The sequence below is a fragment of the Streptosporangium sp. NPDC087985 genome (genome assembly GCF_044741965.1).
Lineage (GTDB): Bacteria > Actinomycetota > Actinomycetes > Streptosporangiales > Streptosporangiaceae > Streptosporangium.
The window spans coordinates 78,932-95,026 of record NZ_JBIUTQ010000002.1; the positions used below are offsets into that span (position 1 = coordinate 78,932).

General features: G+C 67.6%; 22 protein-coding genes. 12 read left to right on the forward strand and 10 right to left on the reverse strand.

The annotated features are described in order from the left end of the window. Positions 1-150 precede the first annotated feature (150 nt). From ACIN94_RS05510 to ACIN94_RS05535, 6 genes are all read left to right on the forward strand, one after another. Positions 151-381, forward strand: a complete 231-nt coding sequence (locus tag ACIN94_RS05510) for a hypothetical protein (RefSeq protein WP_400700097.1) — start codon at positions 151-153, stop codon at positions 379-381. After that, on the forward strand, positions 378-854 hold the full coding sequence (locus ACIN94_RS05515) for a type II toxin-antitoxin system VapC family toxin (protein ID WP_400700099.1): 477 nt from the start codon (positions 378-380) through the stop codon (positions 852-854). The genes ACIN94_RS05510 and ACIN94_RS05515 overlap by 4 nt, the downstream gene beginning before the upstream one ends. 201 nt (positions 855-1,055) lie before the next feature. Continuing rightward, the gene (locus ACIN94_RS05520) at positions 1,056-1,526 is read left to right on the forward strand and encodes a hypothetical protein (protein ID WP_350955391.1); all 471 of its coding nucleotides are present in this window, start codon (positions 1,056-1,058) and stop codon (positions 1,524-1,526) included. Then, positions 1,523-1,879, forward strand: coding sequence for a hypothetical protein (locus tag ACIN94_RS05525; RefSeq protein ID WP_400700101.1), 357 nt, complete (start codon positions 1,523-1,525; stop codon positions 1,877-1,879). The genes ACIN94_RS05520 and ACIN94_RS05525 overlap by 4 nt, the downstream gene beginning before the upstream one ends. A gap of 655 nt (positions 1,880-2,534) precedes the next feature. Further along, positions 2,535-3,638 carry an RNA polymerase sigma-70 factor gene (locus ACIN94_RS05530; protein ID WP_400700103.1) on the forward strand — a complete coding sequence of 368 codons (1,104 nt, stop codon included), beginning with the start codon at positions 2,535-2,537 and terminating at the stop codon, positions 3,636-3,638. 80 nt (positions 3,639-3,718) lie between these two features. After that, positions 3,719-4,900, forward strand: coding sequence for an NAD(P)/FAD-dependent oxidoreductase (locus tag ACIN94_RS05535; RefSeq protein ID WP_400700105.1), 1,182 nt, complete (start codon positions 3,719-3,721; stop codon positions 4,898-4,900). Positions 4,901-5,319: 419 nt separating this feature from the next. Here ACIN94_RS05535 and ACIN94_RS05540 read toward each other — a convergent pair whose 3' ends face one another. The 5 genes from ACIN94_RS05540 to ACIN94_RS05560 are packed head-to-tail and all read right to left on the reverse strand — an operon-like array spanning position 5,320 to position 8,438. Next, on the reverse strand, positions 5,320-5,484 hold the full coding sequence (locus tag ACIN94_RS05540; protein ID WP_400700107.1) for an ABC transporter permease: 165 nt from the start codon (positions 5,482-5,484) through the stop codon (positions 5,320-5,322). Next, on the reverse strand, positions 5,481-6,215 hold the full coding sequence (locus ACIN94_RS05545) for an ABC transporter permease (protein WP_400700109.1): 735 nt from the start codon (positions 6,213-6,215) through the stop codon (positions 5,481-5,483). Before ACIN94_RS05545 ends, ACIN94_RS05540 begins: the two co-directional genes overlap by 4 nt. After that, positions 6,212-6,865, reverse strand: coding sequence for an ABC transporter ATP-binding protein (locus ACIN94_RS05550; RefSeq protein WP_400700111.1), 654 nt, complete (start codon positions 6,863-6,865; stop codon positions 6,212-6,214). The genes ACIN94_RS05545 and ACIN94_RS05550 overlap by 4 nt, the downstream gene beginning before the upstream one ends. Further along, positions 6,862-7,914, reverse strand: coding sequence for a peptidoglycan-binding protein (locus ACIN94_RS05555; RefSeq protein WP_400700113.1), 1,053 nt, complete (start codon positions 7,912-7,914; stop codon positions 6,862-6,864). Before ACIN94_RS05555 ends, ACIN94_RS05550 begins: the two co-directional genes overlap by 4 nt. Next, on the reverse strand, positions 7,911-8,438 hold the full coding sequence (locus ACIN94_RS05560) for a hypothetical protein (RefSeq protein ID WP_400700115.1): 528 nt from the start codon (positions 8,436-8,438) through the stop codon (positions 7,911-7,913). Before ACIN94_RS05560 ends, ACIN94_RS05555 begins: the two co-directional genes overlap by 4 nt. A gap of 87 nt (positions 8,439-8,525) precedes the next feature. Between ACIN94_RS05560 and ACIN94_RS05565 the strand changes: the two genes are divergently transcribed. Both ACIN94_RS05565 and ACIN94_RS05570 read left to right on the forward strand, forming a co-directional pair. After that, on the forward strand, positions 8,526-9,170 hold the full coding sequence (locus ACIN94_RS05565; protein WP_400700117.1) for a response regulator transcription factor: 645 nt from the start codon (positions 8,526-8,528) through the stop codon (positions 9,168-9,170). Beyond that, positions 9,167-10,378 (forward strand): sensor histidine kinase, encoded by a 1,212-nt coding sequence (locus tag ACIN94_RS05570; RefSeq protein WP_400700119.1) that lies wholly within the window; start codon positions 9,167-9,169, stop codon positions 10,376-10,378. The genes ACIN94_RS05565 and ACIN94_RS05570 overlap by 4 nt, the downstream gene beginning before the upstream one ends. A 112-nt stretch (positions 10,379-10,490) precedes the next feature. On the opposite strand, the gene ACIN94_RS05575 is transcribed toward ACIN94_RS05570, so the two are convergent. Both ACIN94_RS05575 and ACIN94_RS05580 read right to left on the reverse strand, forming a co-directional pair. Beyond that, a complete protein-coding gene (locus ACIN94_RS05575) occupies positions 10,491-10,715 on the reverse strand; it encodes a hypothetical protein (protein WP_400700121.1) in 225 nt (74 codons plus the stop codon). A 329-nt stretch (positions 10,716-11,044) separates the two neighbouring features. Then, positions 11,045-11,245, reverse strand: coding sequence for a hypothetical protein (locus tag ACIN94_RS05580; protein WP_400700123.1), 201 nt, complete (start codon positions 11,243-11,245; stop codon positions 11,045-11,047). Positions 11,246-11,595: 350 nt separating this feature from the next. Here ACIN94_RS05580 and ACIN94_RS05585 point away from each other — a divergent pair, with 350 nt between their 5' ends. Next, positions 11,596-12,267 (forward strand): hypothetical protein, encoded by a 672-nt coding sequence (locus ACIN94_RS05585; RefSeq protein ID WP_400700125.1) that lies wholly within the window; start codon positions 11,596-11,598, stop codon positions 12,265-12,267. Between the two features lie 48 nt (positions 12,268-12,315). Continuing rightward, positions 12,316-12,456: a hypothetical protein gene (locus tag ACIN94_RS05590; RefSeq protein ID WP_400700127.1), complete on the forward strand. Its 141-nt coding sequence runs from the start codon at positions 12,316-12,318 to the stop codon at positions 12,454-12,456. Between the two features lie 78 nt (positions 12,457-12,534). Here the strand turns inward: ACIN94_RS05590 and ACIN94_RS05595 are convergent, their stop codons facing one another. Then, positions 12,535-12,753 carry a hypothetical protein gene (locus ACIN94_RS05595; RefSeq protein WP_400700129.1) on the reverse strand — a complete coding sequence of 73 codons (219 nt, stop codon included), beginning with the start codon at positions 12,751-12,753 and terminating at the stop codon, positions 12,535-12,537. Positions 12,754-12,860: 107 nt separating this feature from the next. Here ACIN94_RS05595 and ACIN94_RS05600 point away from each other — a divergent pair, with 107 nt between their 5' ends. Both ACIN94_RS05600 and ACIN94_RS05605 read left to right on the forward strand, forming a co-directional pair. Next, a complete protein-coding gene (locus ACIN94_RS05600; RefSeq protein ID WP_400700131.1) occupies positions 12,861-13,316 on the forward strand; it encodes an excisionase family DNA-binding protein in 456 nt (151 codons plus the stop codon). A 2-nt stretch (positions 13,317-13,318) separates the two neighbouring features. After that, on the forward strand, positions 13,319-13,873 hold the full coding sequence (locus ACIN94_RS05605) for a PIN domain-containing protein (protein WP_400700133.1): 555 nt from the start codon (positions 13,319-13,321) through the stop codon (positions 13,871-13,873). A 267-nt stretch (positions 13,874-14,140) separates the two neighbouring features. On the opposite strand, the gene ACIN94_RS05610 is transcribed toward ACIN94_RS05605, so the two are convergent. Together ACIN94_RS05610 and ACIN94_RS05615 are read right to left on the reverse strand one after the other, a co-directional pair. Further along, on the reverse strand, positions 14,141-14,635 hold the full coding sequence (locus ACIN94_RS05610; protein ID WP_400700135.1) for a GNAT family N-acetyltransferase: 495 nt from the start codon (positions 14,633-14,635) through the stop codon (positions 14,141-14,143). Positions 14,636-14,736: 101 nt separating this feature from the next. Continuing rightward, positions 14,737-15,918, reverse strand: coding sequence for an ROK family protein (locus ACIN94_RS05615; RefSeq protein WP_400700137.1), 1,182 nt, complete (start codon positions 15,916-15,918; stop codon positions 14,737-14,739). Positions 15,919-16,095: the final 177 nt, after the last annotated feature.

Sequence of the window (16,095 nt, forward strand, 5' to 3'; positions counted from 1 at the left end):
GTCGTCTGTGCGGTTCCGTCGTCACCTTCGCGTCGATCCGAGGAGTCGATGAAACCGATCCTCCCGGGCGGCAGGACCTGAACGCACCGTTCCGGGGCAAGCGTGCTGGTAGATCGGTGCTTTCCGGATCGGCTGGCGTAGACTCCGGCTATGACCGCTGCTCCTGAAGAGTACGAGGACATGCATCGGCTGGTCGATCGGCTGACGCCGGACCAGCTTCATGAGGTGCGCGCGCATACCCTGCGTCTCGTCCACTCCGGTGAGGGCGAGTCGGGTCAGGAGTGGCCGCCTGCCTGGTTCGGGTCAGTGACCGCTGAGCAGGACGACATCGCCGAACACGCTGAGGAGATCCTGCGCCAGGGGTATGGTCACGAAGTGTGATCGTCGTTGACACCGGCCCCATCGTTGCCGCTGCCATCCGAAATGACCGCAGGCACGGTGTCTGTGTCGAGGTGTTCAACCAGTTCCGCAGGGAACGACGTGAGCTTCTCGTTCTGGCTTTCGTGGCCGGTGAGGCCTCCTACATGCTCGGCAAGATCGGCGGGGCCAAGGTGGAGGCCGGATTCCTGCGCTCGCTGAAGTCCGGGGTCTTTGACCTGGTCGATCTCACAGACGATGATCTCGACCGCATCGCCGACCTGGTGGAGCGTTATTCAGACCTTCCGCTCGGATCGGCGGATGCCTCGGTGGTCCGTCGCCGAGCGTCTTCGAATCGCCGAGGTGTTCACTCTGGACACCAGGGACTTCTCCGTGGTCCGGCCCGCGCATGTCCCCGCATTCACGCTGGTACCCGGTTGATCTCCCTACGCCGACAGCTACGTCGCGTTGGTGGGCACCAACGTCAAGCTAAGTGACCCGTCCAGGTGAGACCTTGTCGGACGGGCTGGGATCTGATCGCGGTCAGCCTCCCAAGGCTTGCTGCACGATTCATAGCTGTTCTTCGCGCTGAGAGTCGTCTGACAGCTCGACGTGGCCTCCTTGCCGATATGTGATCGTATGGCGATCCTTCCCGCAGTTCATCAACTTCAGAATGTGTTCTGACTTACGATGGCAGGGTGAGCACCAGCAACGCCGACGCCGTCACCTTCTCGGACCTGTCGAGAAATCCCCGAGCCGTCGCCGAACGCGCCGCGCGCCTCGGTCGAGTACGCGTCACCCACCGCGATGCCCCGGACTTCTACCTGACCGCCGCCGACCGTGAGGATCAGCGCGGGCAGACACTGGCTACGGCATCCCGTCTGTTCCTCGCCCTCATCAAGCACGATCCGACCGCCCGCGCGCTGGTCATCGCCATGCCCGAAGTCTTCCCCTGGGTCCGCCACCTCACCTCCGCCGAACTGCGTGCTTTCACGCTTGAACTGGTGGAGGCACTCTCCGATGCCGCGGAACTTGATGTCGATGTCACCACACAGGAAGTCATCGCAGGCTGGCGGGCGACCGCTCGGATCAAGGCCGACCCCGCGCACTACGCCCAGGCTCGCAAGGCCACAAGCGGCGACTTCGGGCCGGTAGAGGTTTCAGCATGAGTCCGAAGCGCGGTGACCGGGTCACGGTCCCGCCTCCGGATGACGGATGGGATATCCGGTTCGGTACCAGTGATGCGGTCAGGGGATGGGAAGAACTGTGCCGTCACGCCCTGGGCAACACCCGCCGATGTTTCGAGGCGCTGCGCGCCGATCCGCGCTCACGGACGGATCATGAGCGTCAGCATCGCCTACGCGGCGACCTCGCGACTCACCGTCATAACGGTCAGGATCTGGAGCAGTGGGAATTCGAGGTCACCAGCGGCGGGCGTGTCCGCTATGCCATTGATGACGCCACTCGCACCGTCTGGGTCGTCTACGCCTCACCTCGTCACCCGAAAGACACCGACGCCTGAGACTGGAAGCGGGAATCCATCAAGTGATCTCTCGTCCGAACCGCGGTAGCCTCCCTGACCCCAGCGGATACCGCGGCCTTGGTGGCACCAACGTCAAGCTAGGTGACCCATCTGAGTGGAGCTCCTGCCAGACGGGCTTGGACCCGACCAAGGAGTAGATCTTCGGATCCTGCTGTACGGCTCGCGCTGGCCCTGTGAGCGTGAGCCGTTTTGCTGCCAAGCGCCGGTTGCTTGCACCCCTTCATTACGAGGGAACTGGAACAGGCGTTCACAGCCTCCCGTGTAGCTCCCCAAGCAGGGCATCTGCCTTCGAGAAGATCCGCTGACGTCCGTTGGTGTGCGCGGCGATTGTCACGCAGTTCGTCACTCAGTTCTGCGGTTGCCCGAGCGTCTTCGCCTGCCTCGGCAGCTGAGCTTGACGACTTCGGCCGCCCATCGAACGTATGGCCCGTTGCTGGGCTCAACCCGCCTCCCCGTTGACGTTGGCCCATCCCAGAAGGGACATGTACACCATCGTCATGAGGGGCGCCGCCGTCCGGCCTGCAGTCGAAACCCGGAGATCCTTCGTCTCCTCATCACGCACCACCTTGCCCTTCTTGTCTCGCCCCTGCTTGTGCTTGAAGTCGTACGAGATGAACGCCGGCGGCTGGAGACCGTGGCCTACTCTCGCACCAGCCCCTACCAGCAGGTGATCCGCGCGCGGATCGTGCTGGACGCCGCCCGCCGCCTGTCCAACGCCGAGACCGCCCGCCGCCACCGGATCACGGTGGACACGATGTGGACGCGGCCTGCGCGCATGACCGATCATGGGGCAATGTCGCTCCGCACGCACGAGGCCGATCTGTTCGAGAGCTCTAGGGGCCGCTTGGAGGCGATCGCCTACCGGCTGCTGGGATCGGCCGGTGATGCGGAGGACGCGGTGCAGGATACGTACCTGCGCTGGCATGCGGCGGACCGGGAACGGATCGAGACGCCCGAAGCGTGGCTGACGAAGGTGCTCACCAACCTCTGCCTCAACCAGCTCACCTCGGCGCGGGCCAGGCGGGAGACCTACGTGGGGCAGTGGCTCCCTGAGCCGGTGCTGGACGGAGATCGGATGCTCGGTCCCGCCGACACCTTCGAGCAGCGTGAGTCGGTCTCCATGGCGATGCTCACCCTGATGGAGCGACTGTCCCCCAATGAGCGCGTGGTGTATGTGCTGCGCGAGGCGTTCGGGTACGCGCACCGCGAGATCGCGGAGATTCTGGACATCACCGAGTCGAACTGCCAGCAGATCTACCGGCGTGCCAGGCAGCATCTGGCTGTCGAACGATCCCGCACGGAGATCGATGCGGTCGCCGCGCGGAAGATCGTCGAGGAGTTTCTCGCCGCGGCCCTCAGCGGCGACACCGAGCCACTGATCCGGCTGCTCGCCGACGACGCGGTCAGCATGGCCGACGGCGGCGGCAAGGTTCATGCCCGCAGGACCCCGGTCATCGGAGCGATGGGCATCGCGAAGTACCTGCGTGCTCTGTTCCAGCCGAGCGATGCCAAGCGAGCCCTCGTCGGTGGCAGTCCCGCCTTCTACGCCGTCGTCGTCAACGGCGGTCCTGCCGTGCTGGCCGAGGTCGACGAGCAGGTCATCGGCGTGTTCTGCCTCGATGCGACCCCCGACGGTCTGGCGTCGATCCACATCCAGGTCAACCCGGACAAACTTCAGCGCATCGCGCGCCAGTGGGCGGCCGCTGGACCCCATCGCCCGCTAGTGGTGAATTGGTGACTCAGATCACACTCGTTCGCTGTCAGGGATCGCGCGCCTGTCCGGTTCAGGAGGTGAAAGCAACCAGATAGGAGCGAGCCATGAAGCACCGCATCGTCGTCCTGGGAGCCGGGTACGCCGGAGCCAACACCGCCGGTCGCCTCGCCAAGCGGCTGCACCGCGACGACATCGAGATCACCCTGGTCAACGGCGACCCAGAGTTCGTCGAACGGGTGCGCATGCACCAGCTCGCGAGCGGGCAAGATCTGCGGCCTCGCCCACTGCGCGACCTCTACGCGGGCACCGGCGTACAGGTCCGGACCGCGCGGGTCACCGCTGTCGATGTGGAAGGCAAGACCGTCGATCTCGGCGGTGAGACCCTCGCCTATGACACCCTCGTGTACGCCCTGGGCAGCGCCATCGCCGATCACGGCGTCCCTGGTGTCGCAGAGCACGCCTACAACGTGGCCGGCAAGCAGGCCGCTCTCCGACTGCGGGCGCGCCTGAGCGAGGTGAAGCCCGGTGAGACCGTGCTGATCGTGGGCGGCGGCCTGACCAGCATCGAGGTAGCCACCGAGATCGCCGAAGCCCACCCGGACCTTAAGGTCGCGATCGCCGCCCGCGGCCGCGTCGGCGGCTGGCTCAGCGACAAGGCCCAGCGCCACTTGCGCGGCGCCTTGGACCGGCTCGGCATCACGGTCCACGACCATGCCGACATCACGCGCGTCGAAGCGAACGGCGTGGTCACCGGTGCAGGCAGAAAGATCCGGGCCCAGGTGACCGTGTGGACCGCGGGTTTCACCGTGCACCCGATCGCGGCCGCCACCACCCTTGAAGTGTCCGACACAGGCCGGATCGTCGTCGACGCCAGCATGCGATCGGTCTCGCACCCTGATGTGTACGCCGTCGGCGACGCCGCGCTCGCCGAAGGAGCGGGTGGCAAGCCGCTGCGGATGTCCTGCGCCTCGGGCAACCCGATGGCGTGGCTGGCAGCCGACGTCATCGCCGCGCGCTTGACCGGTCGCAAGGTTCCCGAGACCACGATCGGCTACTCCTTGCAGTGCATCAGCCTCGGACGCCGCGATGGAATCATCCAGCGCGTGACCCCCGACGATCAGGTCACGTCCACCGTCTTCACGGGCCGGACCGCCGCCCGCATCAAGGAGATGATCTGCGCTAGCGCGGCCTGGAGCATCTCCCACCCGACCATGATGATGCCGAGCCGCCGCCGCCACCTCGCGGTCACCGGCGCAGTGGAGACCCGACCCCTCACCCGGTCATGACGGAGAGCGTTGCCGGGCGAGCGTGGTTGCCCGTTCGCCCGCCCGCTGCATACGAGCGAACTGCTCGGGCGTCCCCTGTCGCTGATGCGGCTGCGCTACGGCGGATCCGCCCCCACTGGGGCACGGCCATCTACGTGGCCAGCACTGGTGAGTACGAAGATCAGGTCTGGTTCGACGGCACCACCGAGGACATCTGCGACCTTCACATCACCAATGCCTGATCGCATACCAGTGGCATATCGGCAGTCGAACCGTTAATCCCTGAAGAACTTACGATTGCGACCGCGAGAACTTTCACTACAGGGTTGAAAAGCGGAAGGTCGGCAGTTCGACCCTGCCCCTGACCACATCCTCTGAACAGCCCAAACGCCCCGAAGCTTGATCGCTCCGGGGCGCTTTGTGTTGGCCCTGACGGAGGGTCACGGGGCGGCAAGGGCCTCGGTGGGGGAGAGGCGGGCGGCGCGCCAGGCAGGGTAGATGCCGGCGAAACCGCCGATCACCAGCGTGGCGACCACGCCGCCGACGCCGGCCCACGCGGGCACCACCGCGGGCCAGTTCTGGTACGTCGCGTACGCCCCCGTCACGGCGATCCCCAGCAGTGCGCCGCCACCGCCAGTACGGCGTCGTCCCGCGTACGGGTGTAGACGGTGGTCGGATACCCGTCGAAGCGCAGGGTGGACTTCGCCGCATGCCAGCCGACCAGGGCGGCGAAGTCCAGTTCCGGCGCGAGGACGACCGGGCGTAGGACGCCGACGACGGTGAACCACTGGCCGCCCAGCCACACCTTCACGTCCGGGGTGGCCCTGACGACGCCGAGCCGCTTGGCCGCCGAGGCCCCGAGCACCACGGCGGGGTACCGCACGGTGGCCGCGTTGAGCCACGTCCCGTTGGCCACGCTCGCGCCCACTGTGCCGAGCAGGTCGGTCCGCGCGGCCATCACCGTCAGGTTGCCCGTCTCGCCCGGCGGGACACGGTCACTCCGGTACACGTTGGCGCTGGTCAGCGTCCCCGTGGCCGTCACCGAGAGCACCGGGCCGATCCGGCCTATCATCGCCACCGACTCCTCCGGCAGGTGCGACTGGTCGCCGTGGAGGGTGTGCCCGGGGGACACCCGCAGCAGGTTCGTGCCGAGTGCGGCGAGCTGCCGGTTGAGGCTCTCCCGGCTGGAGCTCGCGATGCCGACCACGCACACCATCGCGGCGATGCCGAGCGCGATGCCGAGCGCGGACAGGAACACCCGCAGTGGCCGGGCGCGCAGACCGGCGGCGCCGACGCGGAAGGCGTCCGCGAGCGAAAGATGCGACGGCGCGGTCATGCGACCACCTGCCCGTCGCGTACGTGCACCAGACGGTGCAGCCCTGCGGCGAGGTCCCGGTCATGGGTGATCACCACGACGGTGGTGCCGGTGGAGTGAAGGTCCCGCAGCAGCCGCATCACCTCCGCGCCCGAGGCGGAGTCGAGGTTGCCGGTCGGCTCGTCGGCGAGCAGCACGGGCGGATCGCCCACCACCGCGCGGGCGATGGCCACCCGTTGCTTCTCCCCGCCGGAGAGCTCGTGCGGGCGGTGGTCCAGCCGGTCGCCCAGTCCCAGCCGCTCCAGGGTGGCGGTCGCCCGGCGGCGTCGCTCGCGCAGCCGGACGCCGGCGTAGAGCAGGCCGTCGGCCACGTTGTCCACCGCCGGCACGCCCGCCGCGAGGTGGAACTGCTGGAACACGAAGCCGACGGTGCGCCCCCGCAGCGCCGAGAGCCTCCGGTCCGGCAGCCGGGACACGTCGGTTCCGGCGATCGTCACCGTCCCGTTGGTCGGCAGGTCCAGCGCCCCGATGAGATGGAGCATCGTCGACTTGCCCGATCCGGATGGGCCGACGACGCCGACCAGCTCGCCGGCGTCGATCGTCAGCGAGACGTCGCGCATCGCCTGGAAGCCGCCCGGGTAGGTCTTGCCCACTCCGCTGAGGACGATCATTCGGGCACCCCCACGCGGGTGCCCTCGGTGATGCCGTCACCGCTGACCTCCACCCGGCCGTCGCCGAACATGCCCAGACGCACGGGCACGTACCGGCTGGTGGAGCCGGTCACCACCTGCAGGCCGTAACCGCCCTCGGCGAGCACGGCCAGCGCCGCGACGGGGACCGTGAGCACGTCGCGCACGCTGTCCGACACCAGGCTGACGACGACCGGGGCCCGGTCCAGCCGGCCGATCTTCGACTGGTCCCGGAGGGTCACGGTCACGTCGATCGCCGCGGGGCGCTGCTCGTCCGGCCCGGGGGTGGCCACGGTGCCCACCTCGGCGATCCTGCCCTTGGCGGTCTTGCCGTCCGGGAGTTCGACCGTCGCGGGCAGCCCCCGCCTGACCAGGGTTTGCAGTGCCACGTCCAGGGCGATGCTGACCACCTTCGTGGTGCGGGTGTAGGCGAGGATCGGCCCGCTTCCGGGGGTGCCGAGCCGCCCGGTGAGTGACGCCACCCGTATCGCGGCGGGCGCGATCACCACGGACGCCGGGTCGAAGACACCTGTCTGGGTAAGCCCGAGATCCTTCTGCCACCGGCGTACGGCGACCGCCGTGGCCCAGGTGTACCGGCGGTCCACGGTCAGACCCGGGTAGCCGAGGGCGGCCAGGTTACGCTCCACCTCCTCGACGTCCCTGCCGGCGTCCCCGATGCGCAGCTGCCGGTAGAGCGGAAGCCTGCCGTAGAACAGCGGCACCGGGTCGTCGTCCGCCCGGTAGACCGACCGGCCGCGTTTGATCGTGGCGCCGAGGCGCGGTAGCCAGGTGAGGGTGCCGGAGCCGCGTCCGGCGACGGTCACCGACGCCCCGTAGCCCAGCACCCCGTTCACCTGCTGGCTCCGGGTCAAGGTGGTCCGGGTGACCGGAGCGGTGGCGGGTAGTGCCCTGGTGGTGCTCGACGAGGTGGACGGGCTCTTTCCGCCGAAGCCGATCGCGGCGGCCGTCACCACCGCGACCGCCAGCAGAGCCGACCCGCCCACCAGCGCAGTCCGGGTCGGCCGGTTCACTTCCCCTCCTTCTGTTCCTGGGGCAGCTTGTCCTTGCAGGCCTCGATGGCCGCCTTGTAGACCGGGTCGCTGTCGAGCTGGGCCCGGGTGACGTTCGCGAATCGGCCCTTGATCACCATGTTTCCGTCGGCTGGGTCGGGATCGGTCATCTCGACGTCGTGGGCGCGCATGCACACGGCGAAGGCCCGGAGCTGCTCCAGTTCCTCTGGCGGGGGGCCGTTCTCCCGCATCCCCTCCGGGAGGAAGCGCAGGCACGCCTGGTGGGCGGTTCGCCACGCGCGTGCTTGCTCGCCGCTCGGCGGGATGAGCCTGAGAGGTTCGTTCGGGCCGAGATCCGGCATGGTCTGGCCGTGCTCCCGCATGCACTTCACGTAGGCAGCCGGATCGCCGGCCGGGGATGCGGACGGGCGCGCGCTTGCGGTGCCGCGGTTCGCCGAGGCGATACCGGTGCCCTCGGGGGCCTTGGTGCAGGCGGTGACCGCCAGCCCGCACAGCAGGACGGGGATCACGAGAATTGGTCTCATGCTGTCGAGGTCTACGCCGCGGCCGGTGACAGCACCGCTACGTCCGATGTCGGACCGATGTCATGCCCGGCGACGCAGAATGACCTCATGCGAGTCCTGGTGGTCGAGGATCACGTCACGCTGGCCCATCGGATCGCCGAAGGGCTCCGAGACGCCGGGATGGCGGTCGACGTGGTCACCGACGGAGCGGCCGCCATGGTCGAGGCGGCCGCCACGGCGTACGACGTGATCGTGCTCGACCGGGACCTGCCCGGGGTCCACGGCGACCAGGTGTGCCGGTCGCTGGCCGGTGGCAGGGCCTGCATCCTGATGCTCACCGCGGCGGCCGGGGTCGACGATCGGGTCGACGGGCTGGAGCTGGGCGCCGATGACTACCTGGGCAAGCCGTTCGCGTTTCACGAGTTGGTCGCCCGGGTGCGTGCGCTCGGCCGCCGCGCGCCGTCCGCGCCGCCGATCGTCCGCCGCGGCGACCTGGTCGTGGACCGGGCCCGCCACCGGGCCAGCCGTGGCACCCGCGCGTTGTCGCTCACCCGTAAGGAGTTCGGGATCCTGGAGATGCTCATGGCCGCCGACGGCGGCGTGGTCAGCACCGAGGAGCTGCTGGAGCACGTCTGGGACGCCAACGCCGACCCGTTCAGCAACATCGTCTCGGTCACGATGACCCGGTTACGCCGCAAACTCGGTCCGCCGCCGGTGATCGAGACCGTCGTCGGACGGGGTTACCGGCTGTGACCCGGCCGCGCCTCACCATCCGGGTCCGCCTCACGCTGCTCTACACCGGCCTGTTCGCGGCGTGCGGGGCGATCGTTGTCGCCATCACCTACTTCCTCGTGGCCGGGCTTCCCGAGATCCAAGGCACGGGGACGCGCCCGGCGGACAATGCCGAGCAGTTCCTCACATACTGCAGGCAGGCCCTCCGCGTGGACGCCGACCCCGCGCTTCAGGCCAAGTGCGACCTGGCCTACCTGGAAGGCGTCGTGGCCGGCGCGGCGGGCCAGCGCGAGGCGACCCTGTCACACCTGCTGCGGTACTCGCTGATCACCCTCGTGGTGGTCATCCTCCTCGCCGCGCTCGCCGGGTGGATCGTCGCCGGGCGGGTGCTGCGCCCGGTCCACCGCATCACTGCGGCGGCGCGCGCCGCGTCCGAGCACAACCTGTCGGCGCGGGTGTCGCTGACCGGCCCGCGCGACGAGCTGCACGAGCTGGCCGACACCTTCGACGACATGCTCGGCCGCCTGCAGGCCGCGTTCGAGAGCCAGCGGCGGTTCATCGCCAACGCCAGCCACGAGCTGCGCACGCCACTGACCGTCATGCGCGCCACCGTCGACGTCGTCCTCGGCAAGCGGGCACCCACGGAGGCGGAGCTGCTGAGCATGGGCCGGGACGTCCGGGTCGCCGTCGACCAGGCCGAGGCGGTCGTGGGGGCCCTGCTCACCCTGGCGCGGAACGAGCGCGGGCTGAGCGTCCGGGAGAAGGTCGACCTGGCCACCGTGGCCGAGGACGTCCTCGACGACCTCCGGCTCGGCGACCGGAACCTGCACGCGACGCTGGAGCCGGTGGTGACGTGGGGTGACCCCGTGCTGCTGGAACGGCTCGTCGCCAACCTGGTCGACAACGCGATCCGCTACAACGTGCCCGGCGGCGACATCTGGCTCACCACCTCCGCGATGGACGAGCGGGTCACGCTTTCGGTGACCAACACAGGACCGGACGTTCCCGCGGATCGCGTCGACGCCCTGTTCGAGCCGTTCCAGCGCCTGCACGATCGCACCACGTCGGACGGGTTCGGGCTGGGACTGGCGATCGTCTCGTCGATCGCCGCCGTGCACGACGGTGCGATCACCGCCGCTCCCCGCCCGGATGGCGGCCTGCGCGTCACTCTGACGGTTCCAGCGGCCGGGCCTGCACCGCGCGAGCAGTCGTCAGATCGCGCCCATTGATTGGGCGCCCCAGATCTCGCCACATCCACGCGGGCGGATAGCCGCCCAAGCCTGAGACCGAAGCCGGTCGCAGCGTCTGATCAAAGCGAGGGATGGGAATGAGTACGGACCTTTAGGGCGCCGAGTTTGCGTTTCGCCTTGAGGGAATCTCCGAAAGTGCCTCGCGGATCAGTTCCGACAGCCACCAGGAGAAGGACGCGCCATCGGTCCAGACCACAAGATCCACCCAGACCGATACCAGCGCGATCCCGTAGCCCTCGTGAACGTCAGCCGCGATGCCGAGATCTTCCAGCGCCGTCAGTAATCGGTTGGCTGCCCGGAGTGGTAAGCGATGCATGACGCGATCATCACGAAGGACGGCACACGCGCTGAACAGCCCAGCACTGCCAGTAGTGGCTCTATCCGTGTCACGAATACGGCCGCGCCGAGGTGATCCGGCTTAACCTAACGTCATGGATCGAGCGAGCGGCAGCTTGCCGCCCCAGTTCTGGTCTTCCCCGGCTCTTGCGGCGCTCACCGTCGCCCCGACTCCGATACAAGAACCGCAACGGCTACTGCGGCATCGGCGGCACCAGCGTCAAGCCAGGTGACCCGTCCGAATGGTTCTGCCCGACAGGGCTGACGACATCGGAGAAGTAGCCGGTCTTGCTGAGACCTGGGCGGAGATCAAGCCTGCCCGGAGGTCTCGTCCGTCTTCTGGGCCACGAAGGAGTCCATGCCGGGAGGCGATGACGTCAACCAGAGTGTTCCAGGGCTTTGACGTCTGGCCGTGGCGCGGGACAGCCAGGCCAGTTGTTCGGTTCGCTTCTTTCGGTGGAAGCGAACAGCCCACGTGGATTTTGTCTTGTTCTGGTAGGTCTTGCTCACGGTCCACGTCTCCATACTCGGAGTGATGTGGTGGTTGTTCGAGACCTACCATCAGGTAGGCCGCGAGGCGGGGCCGCCACATCAAGTTCTACGAGCTACGGGACAACCTTTGCGCGCCGGTCGATCCAGCCTGTGACGGAGACCGGCCGCTCGATCTCTGCCATACGGCGACGAGGTGGTCACCAGTCGGCTGCCCCTTTAAGGCAGATGGCTGTTTTGAGCGGATCGGTGTCGGGCTTGCGAATCCCCTCGGTTTCCGAGAAGTCGAGGGGATCGTATATCCATCATTGTTCTCTGTGGGTACGTAACGTATGTTCCGGCTGTATACCGTCGATAGTCAGGGAGAAGTCGTGTCCGAACTCGTGGCTCCCCAGCTCGTCGTCAACAGCCGGATGATCTATTTTGGCTGGGTGCCGGCCGATCCCGAAGCCGTCGCGGCCCTGGTGCCTGATGGTCTGAAGCCCATGGCTAACCGCCAGGTCTTCATGAACCAGTACGTCGTCGACCGGCCTGAGCAGACTTCGGGCTTCGGTGCGTACTCGCTCACCTACATCGGGCCGGACCTGGAGGACGCCTACGCTCCCGACGGTGTGACCCCCGGCCGCTGGTGGACGCACTACTTCAACTCCAGCGTGGTGGTACGCGAGTACGCGGCCGCCCGAGGTGTGCCCGCCACCGCGGGCCGTACCACGATCGAGGTCGAGGGCAGGGAGCTGGTCGCGACGACCGAGTCGGACGGTGTGCCGGTGATCCGTACGACTGCGCGGGTCGGTGACACCGGTACGGCGGTCAACCGTGGCCAGTTGCGCTACATCACAGAGGTCGGCGGGCAGAAGCTCAGCGGGATCTATCCGTTCGTGGCGGAACCGGTCGACCCGTTCGAGATCGTGTCACTGGAGTTTCTGGAGCCGAGCCACTCCGTCTATGCTCTCCGCCCCGCCGAGCCGCTGCAGATCGCGTGGGGCTTCTACTCGCCTCGGTCGTCCTTTGCCTATCCCGGTGGGGAGTCGGTAATGGTCTGACGCCCGTCACCGGGTGAAAAGCAAAGCCAGGTCATGACAGATCTGTAGATGCCGCCGCGGGCGGCCTGGGGAGTGCTCGTCGCGCACAGACCTTGTGGTTACCGCGGTTTCGATGGCACCAACGTCAAGCTGGGTGACCCCTCCGAGTGGGCCGCCTGCCAGACGGGCCTGGTCCCGACCGAGGAGTAACTCCACAGCACTCCGTCGTACGGCTCGCGCTCAACTCCTGGACGCGAGCCGTCCTGCTGTCCGGACTTCAGCCACTGCCTACAGTTCGGTGAGGACGTACAGCAGCGTGGCCATGCCGGTGCCGCTCATGATGTCACCCTTGCCGACCAGCCTGGGGATGTCGTTCAGCGGTACCCATTCGACGCGCTCGGCTTCCCATCCCCCGGCGGGCAGGCCGATGTAGGCGGCGCTGTCGGCGCGGAAGATGAAGCGGTGCCACCAGGTCAGCAGCATCCGGTGCTGCTCATCGGTGACCACGGCACCGACTCCGGGCGCGGTGTGGATCAGCCGGCGATCCAGATGCCTGCCGTCATCGCTTGCGTTTATTTCGTTTGTTGCGGATACTGCGAGAAGGAGGTACGGCGATGACAGATGTGCAGGCCAAGCGAGTACAGCCCGGAAGCATCGATGCTGAGATGGCCGGCCGTGCTGTGCGCCGCATCAAGGACTACCTCATGCGGTCTCACGAGCAGTCCGCCATCCGTGTTGTCGGGGAACACGGTGCTGAAGACCCATTGATCTTGCCTCGGGAAGCTGTGAGCCTGTTGGCCTTCATCCTTGCCCAGGCGGCTGAAGGGCGAGGGGTGACGGTCATCCCCTCTCACGCCGAGCTGACGACCCAGCAGGCGGCGGACATGCTGAACGTTTCGCGCCCCCACCTGATCAAGCTTCTGGAGGGAGGAGAGATCCCCTTCCGCTTGGTTGGCAAGCACAGGCGTGTTACATACGAGGACCTTCAGGAGTACAAACGTCGCGATGATGCCAAGCGCCGTACGGCTGCCGATCAACTTGCTGCGCTAGGCCAGGAGTTGGGCATCTGAGCATGAGCTTTGTGGTGGTCTATGACGCGAACGTGCTCTATGGCAACACACTTCGCGACCTGCTCATCCGCCTGGCCATGACGGGACGGCTCCAGGCCAAGTGGACCAGCAGGATTCTCGACGAAATGCAGCGTAACCTTGCCGCCAATCGTCCAGACATTCCGGAGGAGAAACTGGGCAAACTTCGCCTGCTCATGAACTCCGCAGTCCGAGACTGCCTGGTCGAGGGGTACGAACCCCTTATCGAGGGACTGAAGCTACCCGACCCGGATGACCGGCATGTGCTTGCTGCGGCGATCAAAGTAGGAGCACAGGTCATCGTCACGTCAAATCTCAGGGACTTTCCTTCAGAACACTTGGCGCCCTGGGAGATTGAGGCCAAGGCTCCCGATGACTTCGTGCTGGACCAGATCGATCTCGACGGACGAGTGGTCTGGGCCTGTGTTCAGCAGATCGCGGACTCGCGAGTGAACCCGCCGGAGGCCGTAGACGATGTGCTCGACGCTTTGGAGAAAGCAGGTCTGGTCGAGTCGGTCGCCGCCCTCCGGGCTGGTTAGCGGGTCGCCGAGGCTGGGGGTGACAGTGAGAATGATTTGCTGGCTGAAGCGAACCGCTACCACCAGCAATACCTGTTCAAGGTACCGGACGGCTACTGCGGCATCGGTGGCACCGGCGTAGCCTGCCCGATCAGGTGGATATCCCGGGTGGGCGCCGATCTGCGCCGGTGCTCTGCGATGCCACAGGGGGCGGGCCAGCTCTCCTCTGAGCCGGTACGGCTGTCGCGTGGCCGGAACGGGCGTCCATCCAGGGGACATCTTGGGCTCCTATACGGATCGCCAGACGACTTCGCCGTCGACCCGGTCGTCGGTCGGGACGAGGCCGATACGGCGGGCCACGGCCGAGGAGGCCGCGTGGTCGGGGTGGACCGTCGCGATGAGGGCGTTCACCCCGTGTTCCCCGAGCCAGCCGGCGAGGGCGAGAGCCGCTTCGCCGGCGATGCCCCGGCCCTGCCAGGAGGTGCCGACCACCCAGGCCACCGCCGCCCGGCCGGGGGAGGTCACGGTGGCCTGAACGTAGCCGACCAGGCAGCCCGGGTCGTCCAGGTGGATCACCCAGTTGAGCCAGGACTCGTCACCGCCGGGCGGCGGCCCGGCGACCATGCGGGTGTAACGGTCGCGGAGCTGCTCGGCGGTCGCGGGGGAGCCTCCGATGAACGTGTGGAGGGCCGGATCGCCGAGCACCTCGGCCATCTCGGTGGCGTGTTCCACGGCCAGCGGTTCGAGCGTGAGCCGGGAGGTGCTGATCGGTTCGGCGTCCATGGCGGGTCAGCGTCCCACGGTGCCGGGTTCGGTATCCAGGGCGGGTCGGTATTCCACGGCGCTGATCGGGCCGGCGTCCAGGGCGGTTCGGCATTCCCCGGTCAGGTACGGGTGACGGACCGGTCGATGCTGCCGGGGGACAGGACGTGTTCGATGACCATGACGGCCGCGCCGATCACGCCCGCCCGGTCGCCGAGCTCGCTGGCGGTGATCGTCAGGTGCTGGGTGGCGAGGGGAAGAGAGCGGCTGTAGATGACCTCGCGGAGGCCGGCGAGGATCTGCTCGCCCGCCTCGGCGATATCGCCGCCGACCACGATCACCGAGGGATTGAAGAAGTTCACGATCGAGGCGAGGACGTCGCCGACCTCGCGGCCGGCCTGGCGGATGAGCTGGACGGCCTGGGTGTTGCCGCTGCGCACCAGGCGGACCACGTCGCGGCTGTCGGCGGCCTCCACGCCGTCGGCGGACAGGCGGGCGGACATGGCGGCGCCGCTGGCGACGGCCTCCAGACAGCCGAAGTTGCCGCAGTGGCAGACGATGTCGGAGGCCGACGCCACCTGGATGTGGCCGATGTCGCCGGCCGCGCCCTGGGCGCCGCGGTGCAGGTGGCGATCGCTGATGATGCCGCAGCCGATGCCGGTGCCGATCTTGATGAAGATGAGGTGGTCCGCCTCGGGGCGGGCGGCCCAGTGCTCGCCGAGGGCCATGATGTTCACGTCGTTGTCGACGAGCACGGGCACGCCGAAACGCTCACCGAGCCAGTCGGGGACGGGAAAACCGTCCCAGCCCGGCATTATCGGCGGATTGATCGGCCGGCCCGAGCTGTGCTCGACCGGACCTGGCAGGCCGACGCCGATGCCGCAGACCTTGTCCAGGGTGTGGCCGGTCTCGGCGAGCATCTCCTCGAAGGTGTGCTGGAGCCAGGTGAGCGTCTCCACGGGGCCGCGGTCTATCGGCATCTCGACCGTGCGCTCGGCGAGGACCTCGGTGCCCAGATCGGTGATCGCCACCCGGGCGTGGGTGGCGCCGAGGTCGGCGGCGAGGGCGACGCGGGCGGCGCGGTTGAAGGTGAAGGCGACGGCGGGACGGCCCCCCGAGGAGATGGCCTCCTCGGTCGGGACGATCCACTGCTGACTCAGCAGCGCGTCGAGCCGCTGCCCGAGGGTGGACCGGGCCAGTCCGGTCAGCTGCATCAATTCGGCCCGGGTCCGGGCCTGACCGTCACGCAGGATCTTCAGAAGCGCCCCCGCGCCGGCGATTGAACCGTTCGCTTCGCTCAGCATGCGCACAGTCAACACTCCTCATTTACGCCGCGTCAAAGCGACTTACGCTCTCCTGTTACCCCATTATGCTTTTATGTCCTTAACTTTTGATCAGTCATCGGCATAAACGGTCTGTGGTGTCCCGCAGTGCTGTGGGAGTCGGAAGGTTGTCGGCGGATGAGGTCCAGGGTTGAATGA

Coding starts and splice junctions, on each gene's coding strand:
- ACIN94_RS05510 (WP_400700097.1), top strand. CDS start 151: ATGACCGCTGCTCCTGAAGAGTACGAGGACATGCATCGGCTGGTCGAT.
- ACIN94_RS05545 (WP_400700109.1), bottom strand. CDS start 6,215: ATGACCGCGCCGTCGCATCTTTCGCTCGCGGACGCCTTCCGCGTCGGC.
- ACIN94_RS05525 (WP_400700101.1), top strand. CDS start 1,523: ATGAGTCCGAAGCGCGGTGACCGGGTCACGGTCCCGCCTCCGGATGAC.
- ACIN94_RS05550 (WP_400700111.1), bottom strand. CDS start 6,865: ATGATCGTCCTCAGCGGAGTGGGCAAGACCTACCCGGGCGGCTTCCAG.
- ACIN94_RS05560 (WP_400700115.1), bottom strand. CDS start 8,438: ATGAGACCAATTCTCGTGATCCCCGTCCTGCTGTGCGGGCTGGCGGTC.
- ACIN94_RS05590 (WP_400700127.1), top strand. CDS start 12,316: ATGCCGCCGCGGGCGGCCTGGGGAGTGCTCGTCGCGCACAGACCTTGT.
- ACIN94_RS05610 (WP_400700135.1), bottom strand. CDS start 14,635: ATGGACGCCGAACCGATCAGCACCTCCCGGCTCACGCTCGAACCGCTG.
- ACIN94_RS05535 (WP_400700105.1), top strand. CDS start 3,719: ATGAAGCACCGCATCGTCGTCCTGGGAGCCGGGTACGCCGGAGCCAAC.
- ACIN94_RS05565 (WP_400700117.1), top strand. CDS start 8,526: ATGCGAGTCCTGGTGGTCGAGGATCACGTCACGCTGGCCCATCGGATC.
- ACIN94_RS05615 (WP_400700137.1), bottom strand. CDS start 15,918: ATGCTGAGCGAAGCGAACGGTTCAATCGCCGGCGCGGGGGCGCTTCTG.
- ACIN94_RS05600 (WP_400700131.1), top strand. CDS start 12,861: ATGACAGATGTGCAGGCCAAGCGAGTACAGCCCGGAAGCATCGATGCT.
- ACIN94_RS05605 (WP_400700133.1), top strand. CDS start 13,319: ATGAGCTTTGTGGTGGTCTATGACGCGAACGTGCTCTATGGCAACACA.
- ACIN94_RS05575 (WP_400700121.1), bottom strand. CDS start 10,715: ATGCATCGCTTACCACTCCGGGCAGCCAACCGATTACTGACGGCGCTG.